A 16,261-nucleotide genomic window follows, 5' to 3' on the forward strand; every position below is an offset into this window, starting at 1 on the left:
CCGACTCCTTGAAGACCCGCGTCGGCCGCGTGATCGCCGGCAGTGTCCATGCTCTCCTGGACCGCATCGAGGACCAGGCTCCCGAAGCCACGATGGAGCAGTCGATCCGCGAGGCCGACGCCGTCGTCGACGATGTGCGTCATGAACTGGGCACCGTGTCTGCCAATCGCCACCTGTCTCAGCGCCAGCACGCCAACCTCAACCAGCTGCACGCGACGCTCTCGTCCCAAATCGACGAGGCGATGAGCGCCGGCCGGGAAGACCTCGCGCGCGCCGCCGTCGCCCGGCAGCTCGACATCGAGGCGCAACTGCCCGTGCTCGAGACCACGCTCGCAGAGCACGCCCGGCAGGAAAACGAACTGACCGGCTTTGTCGCCGCGCTGCTGGCCAAGAAGCGCGAGATGCAGGAAGCGCTCGCTGAATTCCGAAAGAGCCGCGCCACTGCCGTCGCCGTCGCGGCCGGCCCGTCAGGCGCCGGCAGCGCCGCACACCGCATCGGCAAGGCGGCAGACGCCTTCGACCGCGTCTACGAGCGCCAGACTGGCCTGACCGGCACGGCCCGCCAGAACAGTCTGCAGCAGGCCGCCCAGCTCAAAGAGCTGGACGACCTGGTCCGTGACAACAAGATCGCCGAGCGCATGGCGCAACTCAAGGCTGCGAAGCCATGAGCCTGTTCACCGCGCCGCAGAACCTGCCGTTCGGCATCGGGTTCGCGCTGATCGTCGGCATCGCGCTGGTCGAGGGCGCGGGCATGCTGATCTCGTTCAGCCCGAGCAACCTGGTCGACGAGTGGCTGCCCGAGATCCACGGCGACACCGGCCTTGACCGGGTGCTGGGCTGGCTGCATCTGGGCAGGGTGCCAGCGCTCGTGCTGTTGCTGCTCTTCCTGACCGGCTACACGGTCTTCGGCTACAGCCTGCAGGTCGTGATGAACGGGCTCTTCGGCGGCTATCTGCCGGCGGCCGCCGCGGGCATTGCCGCCGTGCCCGCCGGGCTGGCCACCGTCCGGGGACTGGGCGCACTGATCGCGCACATCATTCCGCAGGACGAGACCAGCGCCATCAGCGAGCAGAGCCTCGTCGGCCGCGTGGGTGTCGTCGTGACCGGCGCCGCCCGCCGCGGTCTGGCGGCGCAGGCCAGGGTCAAGGACGCGCGTGGCCGATCGCACTACCTCATGGTCGAGCCCGACGTCGACGACGACATCTTCGAGGAGGGCGTGCAGGTACTGATCGTGCGGAAGGTCGGCGCCTTCTACCGCTGCATCGCCAATCCGCATCCGTCGCTGATGTAGAGCTCCGCCCGCCGCAAAGAACGCCCGGCACGTTCATCCTTTCCAGAACGCCGGACACACCGGCTCACCCGGAATTCAAGTTTCATCGAGGGAGTAAACAGTCCATGGACAACCTGATTGAGCTGTTGATCATTTCCGGCATCGCCCTGCTGGCGCTGCTGACGATCGGCATCATCTTCGCCCGCCTCTACAAGCGCTCCACCAAGGAGACCGCTTTCGTTCGCACCGGGCTCGGCGGCCAGAAAGTGATCATGGACGGCGGCGCGATCGTGCTGCCGGTCTTCCATGAGCGTGTGCTGGTCAACATGAATACGCTGAAGCTCGAGGTCCTGCGCCGCGAGCGCGAAAGCCTGATCACCCGCGACCGCATGCGCGTCGACGTGACCGCCGCGTTCTTCGTCCGCGTGAAGCAGACGGAGGAGGCCGTCAGCATTGCCGCCCAGACCCTGGGCGCCCGCACGATGAGCCCGAACGAACTCAAGGCGCTGGTGGAAGACAAGTTCGTCGACTCGCTGCGCGCGACCGCCGCGACGATGTCGATCCAGGAGCTGCAGGACAAGCGCCGCGACTTCGTGCAGGCCGTCCAGAACGCCGTCGCCGAAGACCTGGAAAAGAACGGTCTGGAACTGGAGTCGGTCTCGCTGACCAGCCTGGACCAGACCGACAAGCAGTTTTTCAACCCGAACAATGCCTTCGATGCCGAAGGCCTGACCCGTCTGACCGAGCAGACGGAGGCGCGCCGCAAGCAGCGCAATGACGTCGAACAGGACACCGAGGTCCAGGTCCGGACCAAGAATCTGGAGGCGTCGCGCTTGAAGCTGACGATCGAGAAGGATCAGGAGTTCGCCTCGCTCGCCCAACAGCGCGAGATCGAGATCACCCGCGCCGAGCAGGTGGCGTTGATCGCATCGCAGCAGGCCGAGCGCGGCCGCCAGGCTGAGGCTGCGAAGATCGAGGCCGAGCGTCAGGTGAGCCAGAAGCGCATCGAGGCGGATCGCGAGATCAAGGCGGCGGAGATCGAGAAGAATCTCGTTGTCCAGACCCGCGAGATCGAGCTGGAGCGCAAGACCGAGACGCAGCGCGCGGAGCAGCGCAAGCAGGTCGAGATGGCGCGCCAGGACATGCAGATCGCGATCGCGACCAAATCGCGCGAGCAGTCCGAAGCGGATGCCGCCGCTAACCTGGCGCGCTCGGAGTCCGTGAAGGCCGAGGAACTCGTGAACACGGCGCGTCAGGTCGCGGTCGCCGAGCGGGAGAAGAATATCCAGCTGATCGAGGCCTCGAAGGAAGCCGAGCAGTTGGCCATCGCGGTCCGGGTGTCAGCCGCCGCCGAGAAGGAGGCCGCGCTGGATCGCGCCGAGGCGCTGACCATCGAAGCAAAGGCCAAGCAGGCTGCGGCGCTGGCGGAAGCCGAAGGGCGTCGTGCGATCAACGAGGCGTTGAACACCTTGTCCGCCGTGCAGATCGACCTGCAGGTGCGCACGATGCTGCTGCAGCAACTGCCCACCATCCTGGAGCAGGCCGTGCGTCCGATGGAGAAGATCGAGTCGATCCGCATCTTCCAGGTCAACGGCATGCCGGTCGCGAGCAACGACGGCACCGGCGCGGCGAACGGCCAGGGCGCGGGCGGCGGCGCGACCTTCCCCGAGCAGGTGATGAACTCGGCGCTTCAATATCAGATCGCCAAGCCCATCGTCGATGCGGTGATGAAGGACGCGGGGCTGTCCAATGAAGGCATCACCGGTGTTGCGCACTCGCTGGCGGGCATGCTTTCGCAAGCGAACGGTGCGCCCGCTCCGGCCGTACCGCAAGCCGCGAGGCCGGCCATCGAAGGCTAGAGCACCTGATCGCCTGCGGCGCGCGCTGCGGGGCGCGCCCGCTCGTGCGCCGTCGGACGGTACGCAAAACGAAAAAGCCCGCCGGCATTCGCCAGGCGGGCTTGTGTTCCGAGGCGCTCCTGGGAGCGCCCGACCGACGTTCAGTCGAAGTTCGGCGTCTCGACGCCCAGCACCTTGTGCAGCTTCGGGCTGGTGGTCGTGTACTGCAGGTGGACGCGCTTGTCCGGGTTGATGATCGGCATGGCGCCGAACGCGGCCAGCGCGGCTTCGTGGAAGCCCGACAGGATCAGCTTCTTCTTGCCCGGGTAGGTGTTGATGTCCCCCACCGCGAAGATGCCCGGCACGTTGGTCTGGAACTTCTCGGTGTCGACCTGGATCTGCTTCTTCTCCAGCGACAGGCCCCACTCGGCGATCGGGCCCAGCTTCGGCGACAGGCCGAAGAACACCAGCACCTGGTCCGCAGGCACCACGCGCGTGACGCCATCGCCGCCGGTGATCTTCAGGCCCTTGAGCGAATCCTCGCCCTCGTCCAGGTCGGCCACCTGGCCGACGATGAACTGCATCTCGTAGGCGTCACACAGCTCCCTCATCTTGGCGACCGACGCCGGCGCGGCACGGAAGCCGTCGCGACGGTGCACCAGGATCACGCTCTCCGCCTTGTGCGGATTGCCGTCGGCGTTGCCGCCGCAGAAGTTCAGCGCCCAGTCCAGCGCCGAGTCGCCACCGCCGATGATCACCAGGTTCTTGCCGGCGAACTGCGACGGGTTGCGCACGCGGTAGTGCACCTGCGAACCCTCGTACTTGTCGATGCCCTCGACCTTCAACGTGCGCGGCTGGAACGACCCCACGCCACCCGCGATGAAGATGGTCTTGGTCAGGAACTGCGTGCCCTTGCTCGTCGCGACGAAGAAACGACCGTCTTCCTGCTTCTCGACCGTCGTGACCTCCTGCCCCAGATGGAAGGTCGCGCCGAACGGCTCGATCTGCTTCATCAGGTTGTCGGTCAGCTCCTTGCCCGTCACCACCGGCAGCGCCGGGATGTCGTAGATCGGCTTGTCCGGGTACAGCTCGATGCACTGGCCGCCGGGGTAGGCCAGCGAGTCGATGATGTGAGCCTTGATCTCGAGCAGGCCCAGTTCGAACACCTGGAACAGGCCCACCGGGCCCGCGCCGACGATGACGGCATCGGTTTCGATCACGCCCGCGTGCGGGGCGGAGGTCGCTTCAGTCACTTGCGTTTCCATTCTTGTGTGGGGCGGCCGCCGGCAGCAGGACCCGACGCCGCGAGATGACGGGATCGGTCAGCGGACCAGCTGATCGATCTTGCCCGTCTTGTCCTTCCACTCCTCGGCGTCCGGGAGCGGGGCCTTGCGCTTGGTGATGCTGGGCCACTTCTTCGCCAGGTCGGCGTTCAGCTTGATCATGATCTGCTGGTCGCCGGGCACGTCTTCCTCCGGCACGATCGCGTTCACCGGGCACTCGGGGATGCAGACCGCGCAGTCGATGCATTCATCGGGGTCGATGGTCAGGAAGTTCGGACCTTCGCGGAAGCAGTCGACGGGACAGACATCGACGCAATCGGTGTATTTGCAGCGAATGCAGGCTTCGGTGACGACGTGGGTCATGGCGGTTCTTCTAGTGACGGGGCCGGGCGGGCGGCCCTCGAAAATCAGCGGTCCCCGGGCAATCGGCAGGATGGCGCTGACGGTAAACGGGAGATTTTAAACGTTCGGGCTTTGGACCAGGGATTCCGGCCCGCGCGGCTCAAGGTCTTGGCGTGAGGACGGCGTCGCGTAATCGCCCAAATCCGGACTGGCATCCCCCCGCGTTCCGGCGGAGGCATCTGCGGTCGAGGTGGTCGAGGTGGTCGGGGCGCCCGCCAGCGGGGCGGCGCCAGCGCCGACGATGACCACCGTCGGCCGGCCCTGGTGCAGCATCGAGGCGGCGCCCAGCGACGCCACGTCGTGCTCGCTCGACAGCGCATCGGCACAGCCGGCACGGGACACGACGCTCACCGGCGTGCCGGCCTCCCAGCCTGCGCCCAGCAGCCGGCGGGAGAGGGCCGCCAGTTGCTGGCCAGCCATGTAGAACACCTCGGTGTCGGCCGATCGTCCGGCCTGGATCTCGCCTTCGCGCGTCATCGCGGTCGTCAGCGCGACGCTGCGGCCCGCGCCGCGCCGCGTGAGGGGGCGCCCGGTCTGCGCGGCGGCCGCGATCGCGGCGGTCACGCCCGGGACGATCTCGAAGGGGATGTCCGCGTCCGCCAGCGCGAGGAGTTCCTCCTCGAGGCGGCCGAAGACGTTCGCGTCGCCGCCCTTCAGGCGCACGACGACCGCATGCGCCTTCGCCTCACGGACCAGCGCGGCGTTGATCGCCGTCTGCTTGGTGGAATGGCAGAAGCCGCGCTTGCCGACGTCCAGCCACTTCGCCTGCGGCGCGAGCTCGCGCAGCGCCGGGTCGGTCAAGGCGTCGAACAGCACGACGTCCGCCAGCGCGAGCGCCCGCGCGCCGCGCAGCGTGATCAGGTCGGCGGCGCCGGGTCCGGCGCTGACGAAGAGGACACGTCCCATGGCGGTGGCTCCTGGTGGTCGTTCGGTGGGGCGGGCTGTCGGCGCGCGTGGGCGGGCCGTCAGCGGACCAGCAGCGCGCCGCTGGTGCGGTTGCTGGTGGGGTCCACGACGATCAGCGCGCCGCCGACGCGGTTGTCCGCGTAAGGCTGCAGCGGCAGCTCGGCCTGCAGCTCGATGGTGACGTGACCGATCTCGTTGACCGACAGCTCGTGCGCCTCGGTCTCGGCCAGCGTCTGGATGTCCAGCCGGTGATCGATCGCGGCGATGCGGGCCTGGACCCAGCGGTTGCCGTGACGCACCCAGTACTTGCGGCCCAGGACGGCCGGCTCGGTGTCGATCCACGCCAGCGTGGCCTCGAACGTGCGGCGGGGCGTGGCCGCGCCCGGCGCGACGATCCAGTCGCCGCGCGAGACGTCGACCTGGCGGTCCAGCAGCAGCCCGGCCGATTCGCCGGCGACGGAGGCGGCCACCGGTTCGCCGGCGCGGCGCAGCTCGCCGACGATGGCGGTCTGGCCGCTCGGCAGGATCTGCACTTCGTCGCCGACCTGCACCTGGCCCTGAGCGATCCGGCCCCACAGCACGCGCGGGTTGTTGCCGGTGCCGTCGCCGTCCTTGGCCACGTACTGGACCGGCAGCGCCAGCGGCGCCTCGACGGTCTCCTGCACGGTCGGCAGCGATTCCAGCACCTGCAGCAGCGACGGACCGTCGTACCAGTCCGCTGCCAGCGGCTGCGTGACGTTGTCGCCGCGCAGCGCGGAGACGGGGACGACCGCGGTCACGCGGATGCCGGCCGCCGAGGCGAACTTCTCCAGCGCCAGCGAGACCTTGCGGAACGCGTCGCCCGGATCCGCGGCGGCGTCGATCTTGTTGATCGCGAAGACGATGCTCGGCACGCGCAGCAGGTGCGCGAGCAGGCTGTGACGGCGCGTCTGCGGCAGCAGCGGGACGTCGTCGACCGACAGGTCCAGCTTGGTCACGTCGACGAGCACGACCGCGGCGTCGCTGCCCGCGGCGGCGGTGACCATGTTGCGGGTGTACTGCTCATGACCGGGGGCGTCCGCGATGATGAACTTGCGCTGCTTGGTCGCGAAGTAGCGGTAGGCGACGTCGATCGTGATGCCTTGCTCCCGCTCGGCTTCGAGGCCGTCGGTCAGCAGGCTCAGGTCGATCGGCTGGCCGGCGGCGCGCTTGGCCAGCGTGTCGAGCTGGTCGGCGAGGATCGCGCGGCTGTCGAAGAGCAGGCGGCCGATCAGCGTGCTCTTGCCGTCGTCGACGCTGCCGGCGGTCAGGAAGCGCAGCGCGCGGTGCGTCGTGTCGACGTCGGATTGATGGATCTTGTGAACGGCGGTCATCGGGACTCCTGCCGGGCCGCCTCAAAGGAGGCCCGCGCCCCCTCGGGGGGCAGTGAACGAAGTGGGCGTGAAAGCAGCGTCATGTCAGAAATAGCCTTCCTTCTTGCGGCGCTCCATCGAAGCATCCGACGTGCGGTCGTCCATCCGCGTGGCGCCGCGCTCGGAGACGGTGACCGTCAGCGTCTCGGCGACGATGTCCGCGGCATTGGCGGCGGGGCTCTCCACCGGGCAGGTGCAGGTCATGTCGCCGACGGTGCGGAAGCGCACCTGCGCCGTCTCGACGGTCTCGCCGGCTTCCGGCGGGGTCACGTCGGTCAGCGGCACCAGCAGGCCCTTGCGGCGGATCACTTGGCGGTCGTGCGCGAAGTACAGCGACGGCAGCGGGATGTTTTCGCGGGCGATGTAGAGCCACACGTCCAGCTCGGTCCAGTTGCTGATCGGGAACGCGCGGAAGTGCTCGCCCGGACGGATGCGGGTGTTGAAGAGGTTCCACAGCTCGGGGCGCTGCTCCTTCGGCTGCCATTGGCCGAAGCTGTCGCGGTGGCTGAAGATGCGCTCCTTGGCGCGCGCCTTCTCCTCGTCGCGGCGGGCGCCGCCGATGAGCACGTCGAAGCGGTGCTCCTCGATGGTTTCCAGCAGCGTCACCGTCTGGTGGCCGTTGCGCGATTCCAGCGGATGCGCCAGCCGGATGGTGCCCTTCTTGATGGACTCCTCCAGATGGCCGACGACCAGGCGCTCCCCCATTTCCTCGACGCGGCGGTCGCGGAACTCGATCACCTCGGGGAAGTTGTGGCCGGTGTCGACATGGACCAGCGGGAAGGGCAGCTTGCCCTTGAAGTCGTTGCCCGAGACGCGCTGCTTGAAGGCCTTCTCGGCCAGACGCAGGACCACGCACGAGTCCTTGCCACCGGAGAACAGCAGGGCGGGGCGCTCGAAGGCCGCGGCGACCTCGCGCAGGATGAAGATGGCCTCCTCTTCGAGGTGGTCCAGGTGGCGGTGGTCCGCCAGCGGCAGCAGTTGTTCGAGGTTCACGGGGGCGTTCATGCCGGGGCTCCGGAGGTCGACGTCGGGGGGGACGCTTCGGGTTCAGATTCGGTCGCGGATTCGTCGTCGGTCTCGGTGTGCGTGGCGTGCAGGCCGCATTCCTTCGAGCTGTCTTCCCACCACCAGCGGCCGGCGCGGAAATCCTCGCCGACGGCGATCGCACGCGTGCAGGGCGCGCAGCCGATGCTGGGCATGAACTGGTCATGCAGCGGGTTGTAGGGCACGACGTGCTGCTGCACGTAGTACCAGACGTCGGCCCAGGTCCACTCGGCGAGCGGGTTGACCTTGGTGCGACCCTGGCCGTCATCCTCACGGAAGGGGACTTCCGCGCGGTTGGCGCTCTGCTCGCGCCGCAGGCCGGTGATCCACGCGCCGCGGCCGGCCAGCATGCGCGACAGCGGCTCCAGCTTGCGCACACCGCAGCAGGCCTTGCGCAGCTCGACGCTGCGGTACATCGGCGCCTCGCCGTTGGCGCGGACGAAGTGGACGACCTGTTCCTGCACCGGCGCGAAGACTTCGACCTCGATGCCATAGCGGTCGTGGATGCGCGGGATCAGCGCCAGCGTCTCCGCGTGCAGCTTGCCGGTGTCCAGCGTCGCCAGCGCGATGGGCAGGCCGTGGCGCGCGATCAGGTCGGTGATGACCATGTCCTCCACGCCCAGCGAGGTCGACTGCAGCGCGCCGGGTCCGAAGTCCGCGGCGGCCTGCTTCAACACCGCCACCGTGCGGGCGACGCGCTCGTCGAAGCCGGCGGTCTTGCGGGCGTACAGGCCGATGGCCGAGCCGACGCCGGCATCCGCGCCGGGCAGCGCGGACACGCCGTTCGATGCGGACGAGGAGGCGCCGCCGATCGGCGCGAAGTCCAGCGAAGACACTTCGCCGCTCATGCTCAGGCCTCGGTCTTCTGGCCCGGACGGGCGAACAGCGGGCGGGTCTCGTTGACGTCCGCCTGGTAGTGGCCGGGGAAGAAGCCCAGCGCGCGCTCGGCCGCTTCCTGGTTCTGGTCGCCGCGCAGCTGGACCGCGTCGACGCCGCAGCGCTGCAGCAGCGGCAGCATGTCGACGAGGACCTCGCCGATCGCGCGCACTTCGCCGGCATACCGCAGCCGCGAGCGCAGCACGTGCGCCTGGCTGTAGGCGCGGCCGTCGACCCACTTCGGGAACTGCAGCACGACCAGCGCCAGGCGCGGCAGGTCGGCCTTCAGGTCGAGCACGTCGATGTCGTTGGGCAGGATCACGCCGGTGGCCAGGCCTTCCGGCCAGGTGTCGCGCACGGCGTGCCACTGCTCCAGCGTCAGCAGCTTGTGGTCGGCGGCGGCGGGATGCGGTTGCGGACCGTCCTCGCCCGCGCAGGTGTGCCAGGGGTCTTGGGCCTTGGAGACGAACTTCATGATGGCTGCGGCGGTCGGTGTTCGGAGGTCAGAGCTTGGCGGTGGTGCGGCGGATCTCGTTGGTCGCCTGCTTGAAGGCGTCCAGGCCGATGCGGCGGACCGTCTGCAGGAAGCGTTCGCCGGCCTCGCGCTCGCGGCGGTAGGTGGCGATCACGGCCTCGACCGCGTCGGCGGCCTCGTCGGCGGCGAAGGACGGGCCGATCACCTTGCCGGGCACCGCGGTGCCCGACAGCGTCGAGCCGTCCGAGCCGCCCAGCGTGATCTGGTACCACTCGCTGCCGTCCTTGTCGACGCCGAGCACGCCGATGTGGCCGCTATGGTGGTGGCCGCAGCTGTTGATGCAGCCGCTGATGTGCAGGTCGATGTCGCCGATGTCCCAGAGTTCGTCGAGGTCCTGGAAGCGGTCGGTGATCTCGGCCGCGACCGGGATGGAGCGGGCGTTGGCCAGGGCGCAGAAGTCGCCGCCGGGGCAGACGATCATGTCGGTCAGCAGGCCGATGTTGGGCGTGGCGAAGCCGTGTTCCTTCGCGGCCTCGAAGAGCGCGGCGAGGTCGCTCTCGCGCACCCAGGGCAGCAGCAGGTTCTGGTCGTGCGAGACGCGCAGTTCGCCGTGGCTGTACGCGTCGGAGAGCGCCGCGGCCGCGTCCATCTGCGCGTCGGTGATGTCGCCCGGCGGCAGGCCGACGCGCTTGAGCGACAGCGTCACCGAACGGTAGCCGCTGACGCGGTGCGCGTGGACGTTGCGTTCCAGCCAGCGGCGGTAGGCCGGCGAGGCGCCCTCGAAGATGTCCACGCCCGGCACCGGGGTCACGCCTTGCGGCTCGACGAAGCTCGCGGCGACGCGGGCCAGTTCGGCCTCGGGAATGAGCTGCTCGTGGCTGCCGGCGTCGTCGCTGAGGATGGCCTGGTACTCGGCGTTGACCGCGTCGAAATAGGCCTGGCCCTCGGCCTTCACCAGGATCTTGATGCGCGCCTTGTACATGTTGTCGCGCCGGCCGAACCGGTTGTACGTGCGCACGATCGCCTCGAGGTACAGCAGGATGTGCTGCCACGGCACGAAGGGGCTGATCTCCTGGCCGATGATCGGCGTGCGGCCCATGCCGCCGCCGACGAAGACCTGGAAGCCGACCTCGCCGGCGTCGTTCTTGCGGAGTTGCAGGCCGATGTCGTGCCAGGCGATGGCGGCGCGGTCTTCCTTCGCGCCGGAGATCGCGATCTTGAACTTGCGCGGCAGGAAGGCGAATTCCGGATGCAGCGTCGACCACTGGCGCAGCACCTCGGCATAGGGGCGGGGGTCGATGAGCTCGTCGGCCGCCACGCCGGCGGTGACGTCGCTGGTGATGTTGCGGATGCAGTTGCCGCTGGTCTGGATGCCGTGCATGTCGACATCGGCCAGCAGGTCCATCACGTCGGCCGACTGCGGCAGCGGGATCCAGTTGAACTGCAGGTTCTGGCGCGTCGTGAAGTGGCCGTAGCCGCGGTCGTGCTCGCGGGCGATGCGCGCCAACTGGCGCAGCTGGCGGCTGTCCAGCACCCCGTACGGCACGGCGACGCGCAGCATCGGCGCATGACGCTGGATGTACCAGCCGTTCTGCAGGCGCAGCGCGCGGAAGTCGTCGTCAGGGAGCTGACCGGCCAGATGGCGTTCGAGCTGGTCGCGGAACTGGGCCGCGCGGGCGTGGACGAACTGGCGGTCGAAATCGGTATAGGCGTACATGGCGTCAGCTAGGTCCGGCCGGGTTTCACAAGGGCTCCGCCGCGTCATCTGACACCGCGGCTGGCCCAGGGCTGGCCGGGAGTCTGCACTCTATGAACGCTTTATATATATGAGAACTACAAATTCGTAGATTGCTTATGGCGAGATAAGCATATGAAGATTCCTGCAAAAGGCCCGGACGCGGCCTGGCCCCCTCTCCCGCATGGGCGGGAGAGGGAGGGGTGAGGGTGGGTTTGCGGCCGCAGGCCGCGCTCAGGCCGTTGCCAGCCGGCTTAGAGCCGCGATCTGATCGGCGATCCGCGGTGGCAGCGGCTCCGTGCCGGCCAGGACTGCGCGGATGAGGGCGGCGTTCGCGGCGGGCTCGCAGGCGGTGGAGAGCGGCCAGTCCAGATCCTCGTTGCTTGCCGGGTTGAGATCCAGGCCTTGCCCGTTCGCGAAGCCTTGCAGGTGGGCCTTGCGCCGGAGGTGCAGGTAGGCCTCGCCTTCGCTGGCGCGCATGAGGAGCGCGCGCCCATCGTCGATGCTCAACCGGGGCAACGCCTCGCCCATGCTGTCCACGTACTCCGGATGAGTCACCGCGACCACGCGCACGCTGCGACCCGGCAGCGGATCCAGCAGTTTGGCGACGCTGTGGCTGCTGTTGCGCAGCCCCATGCGGGGCCGCAGCGCCATCATGGCGTCCAGTCCCGGGTGGAGGACGTCGGTGGGCAGGATGGCCAGGCGCTCCGAGGCGAGGCGCTGGCCGGCTTCGTTCACGTCCCGGGCGACGGGGAGTTCCAGCGCGTCGAAAAGTTCGAACGGACTGATGCGGCTGTCGAAGTCGTGACGTCCGTGGATCAGGACGGGGATGCCTTCGCGAGCCAACAGCATCGCCACCAGCGGCATCAGGTTGGCCTGCTTGCGAGCGCCGTTGAAGGTCGGCAGCACGACGGTCTGGGGACCGGCGGGCGCCGCCACACGGGCGGCCCCGGCCTGCATCGCCTCGACGAAACCGAGCAGTTCGTCCAGGCTTTCGCCCTTGATGCGCATGGCGATCAGGATGGCACCGCGCTCCAGGTCGGGCACGGTGCCGTCCAGCAGCGCGGCGAACAGCGCGCGCGCCTGCTCGCGTGTCAGGTCGCGGGCGCCTCGAGCGCCGCGGCCGATTTCCTTGAGGAGGGGGGCGTAGTCCATGCGTCCTTCCGATGAGGCACGCAGTTTAAGAGGGCCGCCTGGAGACCTGCCGGGATGCCCGCGGTTCCCTCGGCTTTGGCGTCGGCCGCCGACGCCAGGCCCAACTCGCCGAACAGGTCCTTCGGATCGTCCATCGCCGGCACGAGGGCCAGTTCGCGGCCCAGGCCGAGCGCCTCGGCGCGGTCACCCAGCCAGCGCAGCGTCGCGAAGTCCTCGAGTGCGAAGCCGACGGAGTCGAAGACGGTGACCTCGTCGGCGCTGCGCCGGCCGGTGGCCTCGCCGCGCAGCACGCGCCAGAACTCGGTGACCGGGAAATCCGCCGGCATCTGCTGCACATCGCCCTCGATGCGCGACTGCGGCTCGTACTCGACGAACACGTTCGCCCGCGCCAGCACGTCGCCATGCAACTCGGTCTTGCCCGGGCAGTCGCCACCGACGCCGTTGATGTGCATGCCGGGTTCGATCATGTCCGGCGTGACGATGGTCGCGTTGCGCTTGTCGGCCGTGACCGTCGTGACGATGTCGGCGCCGCGCACGGCCTCGGCGGTGTCGCGGCAGCGGATCAGGGTCAGGCCCTCGATGCGCGACAGGTGGCGCATCAGCTTTTCCGTCGCGGCCGCGTCGACGTCGAAGAGCCGGATCTCGTCCACGCCCAGCAGGTGATGGAAGGCCAGGGCCTGGAACTCGCTCTGCGCGCCGTTGCCGATCAAGGCCATCGTGCGCGAGCCGGGACGTGCCAGGTGTTGCGCGACCAGGGCGGAGGTGGCCGCGGTGCGCAGCGCGGTGCTGAGCGTCAGTTCCGACAGCAGCCGCGGCGTGCCGGTGGCGACGTCGGCGAGCACGCCGAAAGCCATCACGGTGGGCAGGCCCACGCGGTGGTTTTTGGGGTGGCCGTTGACGTACTTGAAGCTGTAGAGCGAGGCGTCCGAGATCGGCATCAGCTCGATCACGCCATCGTCCGAGTGGTTGGCGACGCGGGCGCTCTTGTCGAATTCGCTCCAACGGACGTAGTCGTCGGCGATGTAGCGGGCGAGGGCCTGGAAGCTCTGGGCGATGCCGTCGTGCCGGACGACGCGGGCGACGTCGGGCGTGAGGAGGAGGCGGGTCGTCATCGGCGGACTCTTGGGAGTGGGAATGCCTCCATTCTTCGGATCGGCGTGTCAGCAGGAAGCCAGAGAACTGATCAATAATCGAGGTGACTTGCGCATTTCGTCAGCGAACTCTGACGAAGTGCCGTGAGATTCGGGTTAACCCAGGGCGATCCACGCCCGTGGCGACCGCCGACGCACCACATGGACACACTCGACCATCAACTGATCGCGCTGCTGCGCCAGGACGCCCGCGCGAGCGTCGCGACGCTGGCGCACAAGCTGAAGGTGTCCCGGGGGACGGTGACCAACCGGCTGACGCGGCTGGAGGACAGCGGGCAGATCGTGGGCTACACGGTCAAGCTGCGGGCCGACGTGGTCCAGCCGCACATCACGGCGTGGATGAGCATCGCCGTGGAAGGCAACCGCACGCGCGAGGTCGTCGGCATCCTGCTGGGCGAGCCCGGCGTGGCGGGGCTGTTCGACACGAACGGACGCTGGGACCTGCTCGCCGAGCTGCGCGCGGACAGCCTCAATGAACTGGCGGAGATCCTGGAGCGCGTGCGCCTGATCAAGGGCATCGGCGCGACCGAGACCAGCATCCATCTGCAGACGTACAAGCTGGCTTGAACCGGTCGGCGCTTCGGCGGCTCACCGCTTCGGGGCCGATGCCGGGGCGTCGTCGTCGTCCGGCTCGGGCGCGTCCGGTTCGAGCTGGAAACGGCCGTCGCGCAGCTCCATGCGTGTGCGCTGCACCACCTCGCGCAGCGCGTTGCAGGCGCCCTCGTTGAAGCGCAGCACGATCTCGACGCGCGGGCCTCGCCCAGGGCTCAGCACGCTGACGCCGGACGTCTGCGGCGCCGCGGTCGCGCCACAGGCGAGCGGACCGGGCTTGCCGTCGAAGCCAAGCTCCGCGCCGAGCTGCATCTCGCCGTCGCGTTCGAGCACCAGGCGCTCCGTGCGGCTCTCACGACCGCGATCGACGTCATAGCGGCGGCTGCGCAGGATCCAGCGCTCGTCGGCGATCTGCATCAGCTGGAGATCCTCGTCGCCCGCTCCCGGCGCGCCCGGCATCAGCAGCGGCCCCTTGGCGCGCAGCTGCCAGCGACCGGCCCCGTCCGCGGCCAGCACGGCGGCGCCCAGCGCCGGCACGCAGGCCGCGCAGCGGAACTGGTCGCGCGGCCCGGGCGTCAGCTGGTAGACCAGCATCAGCTTGTCGACGTTCGATTCGACGTAACGCCCGCGGAAGACCTCGCGGATCTCCGCGCGCAGCGTCGGCGAACGCCCGCCGAAGAAGGCCGCCGCGCGCTCGTGGCGCCAGGTGTTGCCCCCGTAGACCATCTTCATCGCCGTGGCGGCGTCGGGCGGCTTGTCGATCGCAACGGGCACCTGCGCGCGCACCGCCGCGGCGATCAGCAGCAGCGCGGCCGCCCCCAGGCGACGATGGACGCTGCGGTTGCGGAGGTGGGCGAGGGGCTCGTGCACGAAGGACTGGCTCGGCGTGTGGCGAAGTCGCGATCATCGCCGAGCCGCGCGGCCCCCGGGTACAGTCCCCGGCCATGAGCCGTCCCGACGCCACTTCCCCGGTGATCCGCAGCCTGCTGGAGACCGACCTCTACAAGTTCACGATGTGGCAGGCGATGCTGCATCGCTACCCACAGGCGCAGGCCGAGTACCGCTTCGCCTGCCGCAACACCCCGCAGTACCCGTTGGCGGAACTGGTCGCGGACCTGGAGCGCGAGATCGATCACCTCTGCGCGCTGACCTTCCGCGCCGACGAGCTCGCGTACCTGAGCGGCCTGCGCTTCATGAAGCCCGACTTCATCGACCTGCTGCGCATCTTCCGTTTCCAGCGCGCGTTCATCACGGTGCGCGCGGACGGCGAGAAGCTCGAGATCGTCGTGCGCGGCCCGCAGGTGCATGTGATGGCCTTCGAGATCTTCGTGCTGGCGATGGTCAACGAGCTGTACTTCCGCCGCTTCGATCAGGCGGTCGCGATCGAGGAGGGACGTCGCCGGCTCGCGCAGAAGATCGACCTGATCCGCACCTTCACGCGGGAGGAAACGCCGCGTCGCCATCCGTTCCAGTTCTTCGACTTCGGCCTGCGGCGGCGTTTCTCCGGCGCCTGGCACGAAGAGGTCCTGCGCACGCTGCGCGACGAGCTGCCCGAGACCTTCCGCGGCACGTCCAACGTGCTGCTGGCCAAGGAGCTCGGGCTGGTGCCGATCGGCACGATGGCGCACGAATACCTGCAGGCCTACCAGGCCACCGGCGTGCGGCTGCGCGACCACCAGAAGGCCGCGCTCGAGGACTGGGTGCAGGAGTACCGCGGCGACCTCGGCATCGCACTGACCGACGTGATCGGCATGGACGCGTTCCTGGCCGATTTCGACCTCTATTTCGCCAAGCTCTTCGACGGGTTGCGCCACGACTCGGGCGATCCCGTCGAATGGGGCGAGAAGGCACTGGCCCACTACGAGCAGCTGCGCATCGACGCCAACACCAAGCGGCTGGTGTTCTCCGACGCGCTCGACATGCCCAAGGCGCTGGCGCTGTACCGCCACTTCGCGGATCGCGTCCAACTGGGCTTCGGCATCGGCACCAAGCTCAGCAACGATGTGGGGCTGCCGACGCTGAACATCGTCATCAAGCTCACGCACGTGAACGGCCAGCCGGTGGCCAAGCTCTCCGACAGCCCCGGCAAGACCATGTGCGAGGACCAGACCTTCCTGGCCTACCTGCGGCAGGTCTTCAACGTGACGCCCATCGACCGCTGACGCGCATCGATGCGCGGCGGC

Annotated in this window: 16 protein-coding genes; 5 read left to right on the plus strand and 11 right to left on the minus strand. The window is 68.7% G+C overall.

Translation table 11 applies throughout. The features are described from left to right. The first annotated feature begins 8 nt into the window (after positions 1 to 8). From AC07O8_RS06360 to AC07O8_RS06370, 3 genes are all read left to right on the plus strand, one after another. Positions 9 to 668 (plus strand): PspA/IM30 family protein, encoded by a 660-nt coding sequence (locus AC07O8_RS06360; RefSeq protein ID WP_495047237.1) that lies wholly within the window; start codon positions 9 to 11, stop codon positions 666 to 668. Further along, the gene (locus AC07O8_RS06365) at positions 665 to 1,291 is read left to right on the plus strand and encodes a YqiJ family protein (RefSeq protein ID WP_495047238.1); all 627 of its coding nucleotides are present in this window, start codon (positions 665 to 667) and stop codon (positions 1,289 to 1,291) included. The genes AC07O8_RS06360 and AC07O8_RS06365 overlap by 4 nt, the downstream gene beginning before the upstream one ends. Positions 1,292 to 1,395: 104 nt before the next feature. Continuing rightward, positions 1,396 to 3,129 carry a flotillin family protein gene (locus AC07O8_RS06370; RefSeq protein ID WP_495047239.1) on the plus strand — a complete coding sequence of 578 codons (1,734 nt, stop codon included), beginning with the start codon at positions 1,396 to 1,398 and terminating at the stop codon, positions 3,127 to 3,129. Positions 3,130 to 3,269: 140 nt separating this feature from the next. Here the strand turns inward: AC07O8_RS06370 and AC07O8_RS06375 are convergent, their stop codons facing one another. From AC07O8_RS06375 to ocd, 10 genes are all read right to left on the minus strand, one after another. Continuing rightward, positions 3,270 to 4,373, minus strand: coding sequence for an NAD(P)/FAD-dependent oxidoreductase (locus AC07O8_RS06375; protein WP_495047240.1), 1,104 nt, complete (start codon positions 4,371 to 4,373; stop codon positions 3,270 to 3,272). A gap of 57 nt (positions 4,374 to 4,430) precedes the next feature. Continuing rightward, complete coding sequence (gene fdxA / locus AC07O8_RS06380) at positions 4,431 to 4,754, minus strand: ferredoxin FdxA (RefSeq protein WP_297529664.1); 324 nt, start codon at positions 4,752 to 4,754, stop codon at positions 4,431 to 4,433. Positions 4,755 to 4,850: 96 nt separating this feature from the next. Next, entirely contained in the window at positions 4,851 to 5,699 is an 849-nt protein-coding gene (cobA, locus tag AC07O8_RS06385) for a uroporphyrinogen-III C-methyltransferase (protein ID WP_495047241.1), read from the minus strand. Between the two features lie 59 nt (positions 5,700 to 5,758). Next, on the minus strand, positions 5,759 to 7,051 hold the full coding sequence (locus AC07O8_RS06390; RefSeq protein WP_495047242.1) for a sulfate adenylyltransferase subunit 1: 1,293 nt from the start codon (positions 7,049 to 7,051) through the stop codon (positions 5,759 to 5,761). Positions 7,052 to 7,135: 84 nt separating this feature from the next. Continuing rightward, positions 7,136 to 8,095: a sulfate adenylyltransferase subunit CysD gene (gene cysD / locus AC07O8_RS06395; protein WP_495047243.1), complete on the minus strand. Its 960-nt coding sequence runs from the start codon at positions 8,093 to 8,095 to the stop codon at positions 7,136 to 7,138. Further along, on the minus strand, positions 8,092 to 8,982 hold the full coding sequence (locus AC07O8_RS06400; RefSeq protein ID WP_495047244.1) for a phosphoadenylyl-sulfate reductase: 891 nt from the start codon (positions 8,980 to 8,982) through the stop codon (positions 8,092 to 8,094). The genes cysD and AC07O8_RS06400 overlap by 4 nt, the downstream gene beginning before the upstream one ends. A gap of 2 nt (positions 8,983 to 8,984) precedes the next feature. Further along, positions 8,985 to 9,485, minus strand: coding sequence for a DUF934 domain-containing protein (locus AC07O8_RS06405; RefSeq protein ID WP_495047245.1), 501 nt, complete (start codon positions 9,483 to 9,485; stop codon positions 8,985 to 8,987). Positions 9,486 to 9,513: 28 nt separating this feature from the next. Then, positions 9,514 to 11,202, minus strand: a complete 1,689-nt coding sequence (locus tag AC07O8_RS06410) for a nitrite/sulfite reductase (RefSeq protein ID WP_495047246.1) — start codon at positions 11,200 to 11,202, stop codon at positions 9,514 to 9,516. A 252-nt stretch (positions 11,203 to 11,454) separates the two neighbouring features. Continuing rightward, on the minus strand, positions 11,455 to 12,375 hold the full coding sequence (ybiB, locus tag AC07O8_RS06415; protein ID WP_495047247.1) for a DNA-binding protein YbiB: 921 nt from the start codon (positions 12,373 to 12,375) through the stop codon (positions 11,455 to 11,457). Next, complete coding sequence (gene ocd, locus AC07O8_RS06420) at positions 12,315 to 13,487, minus strand: ornithine cyclodeaminase (RefSeq protein WP_495047248.1); 1,173 nt, start codon at positions 13,485 to 13,487, stop codon at positions 12,315 to 12,317. The genes ybiB and ocd overlap by 61 nt, the downstream gene beginning before the upstream one ends. Before the next feature lie 180 nt (positions 13,488 to 13,667). On the opposite strand from ocd, the gene AC07O8_RS06425 reads away from it, so the two are divergent. Then, a complete protein-coding gene (locus tag AC07O8_RS06425) occupies positions 13,668 to 14,093 on the plus strand; it encodes an Lrp/AsnC family transcriptional regulator (RefSeq protein WP_495047249.1) in 426 nt (141 codons plus the stop codon). Positions 14,094 to 14,114: 21 nt separating this feature from the next. On the opposite strand, the gene AC07O8_RS06430 is transcribed toward AC07O8_RS06425, so the two are convergent. After that, positions 14,115 to 14,948: a hypothetical protein gene (locus tag AC07O8_RS06430; protein WP_495047250.1), complete on the minus strand. Its 834-nt coding sequence runs from the start codon at positions 14,946 to 14,948 to the stop codon at positions 14,115 to 14,117. Positions 14,949 to 15,022: 74 nt separating this feature from the next. On the opposite strand from AC07O8_RS06430, the gene pncB reads away from it, so the two are divergent. Beyond that, positions 15,023 to 16,240: a nicotinate phosphoribosyltransferase gene (gene pncB / locus AC07O8_RS06435; protein WP_495047251.1), complete on the plus strand. Its 1,218-nt coding sequence runs from the start codon at positions 15,023 to 15,025 to the stop codon at positions 16,238 to 16,240. Positions 16,241 to 16,261: the final 21 nt, after the last annotated feature.

This window comes from Roseateles sp. GW821-FHT09G09 (genome assembly GCF_059415965.1).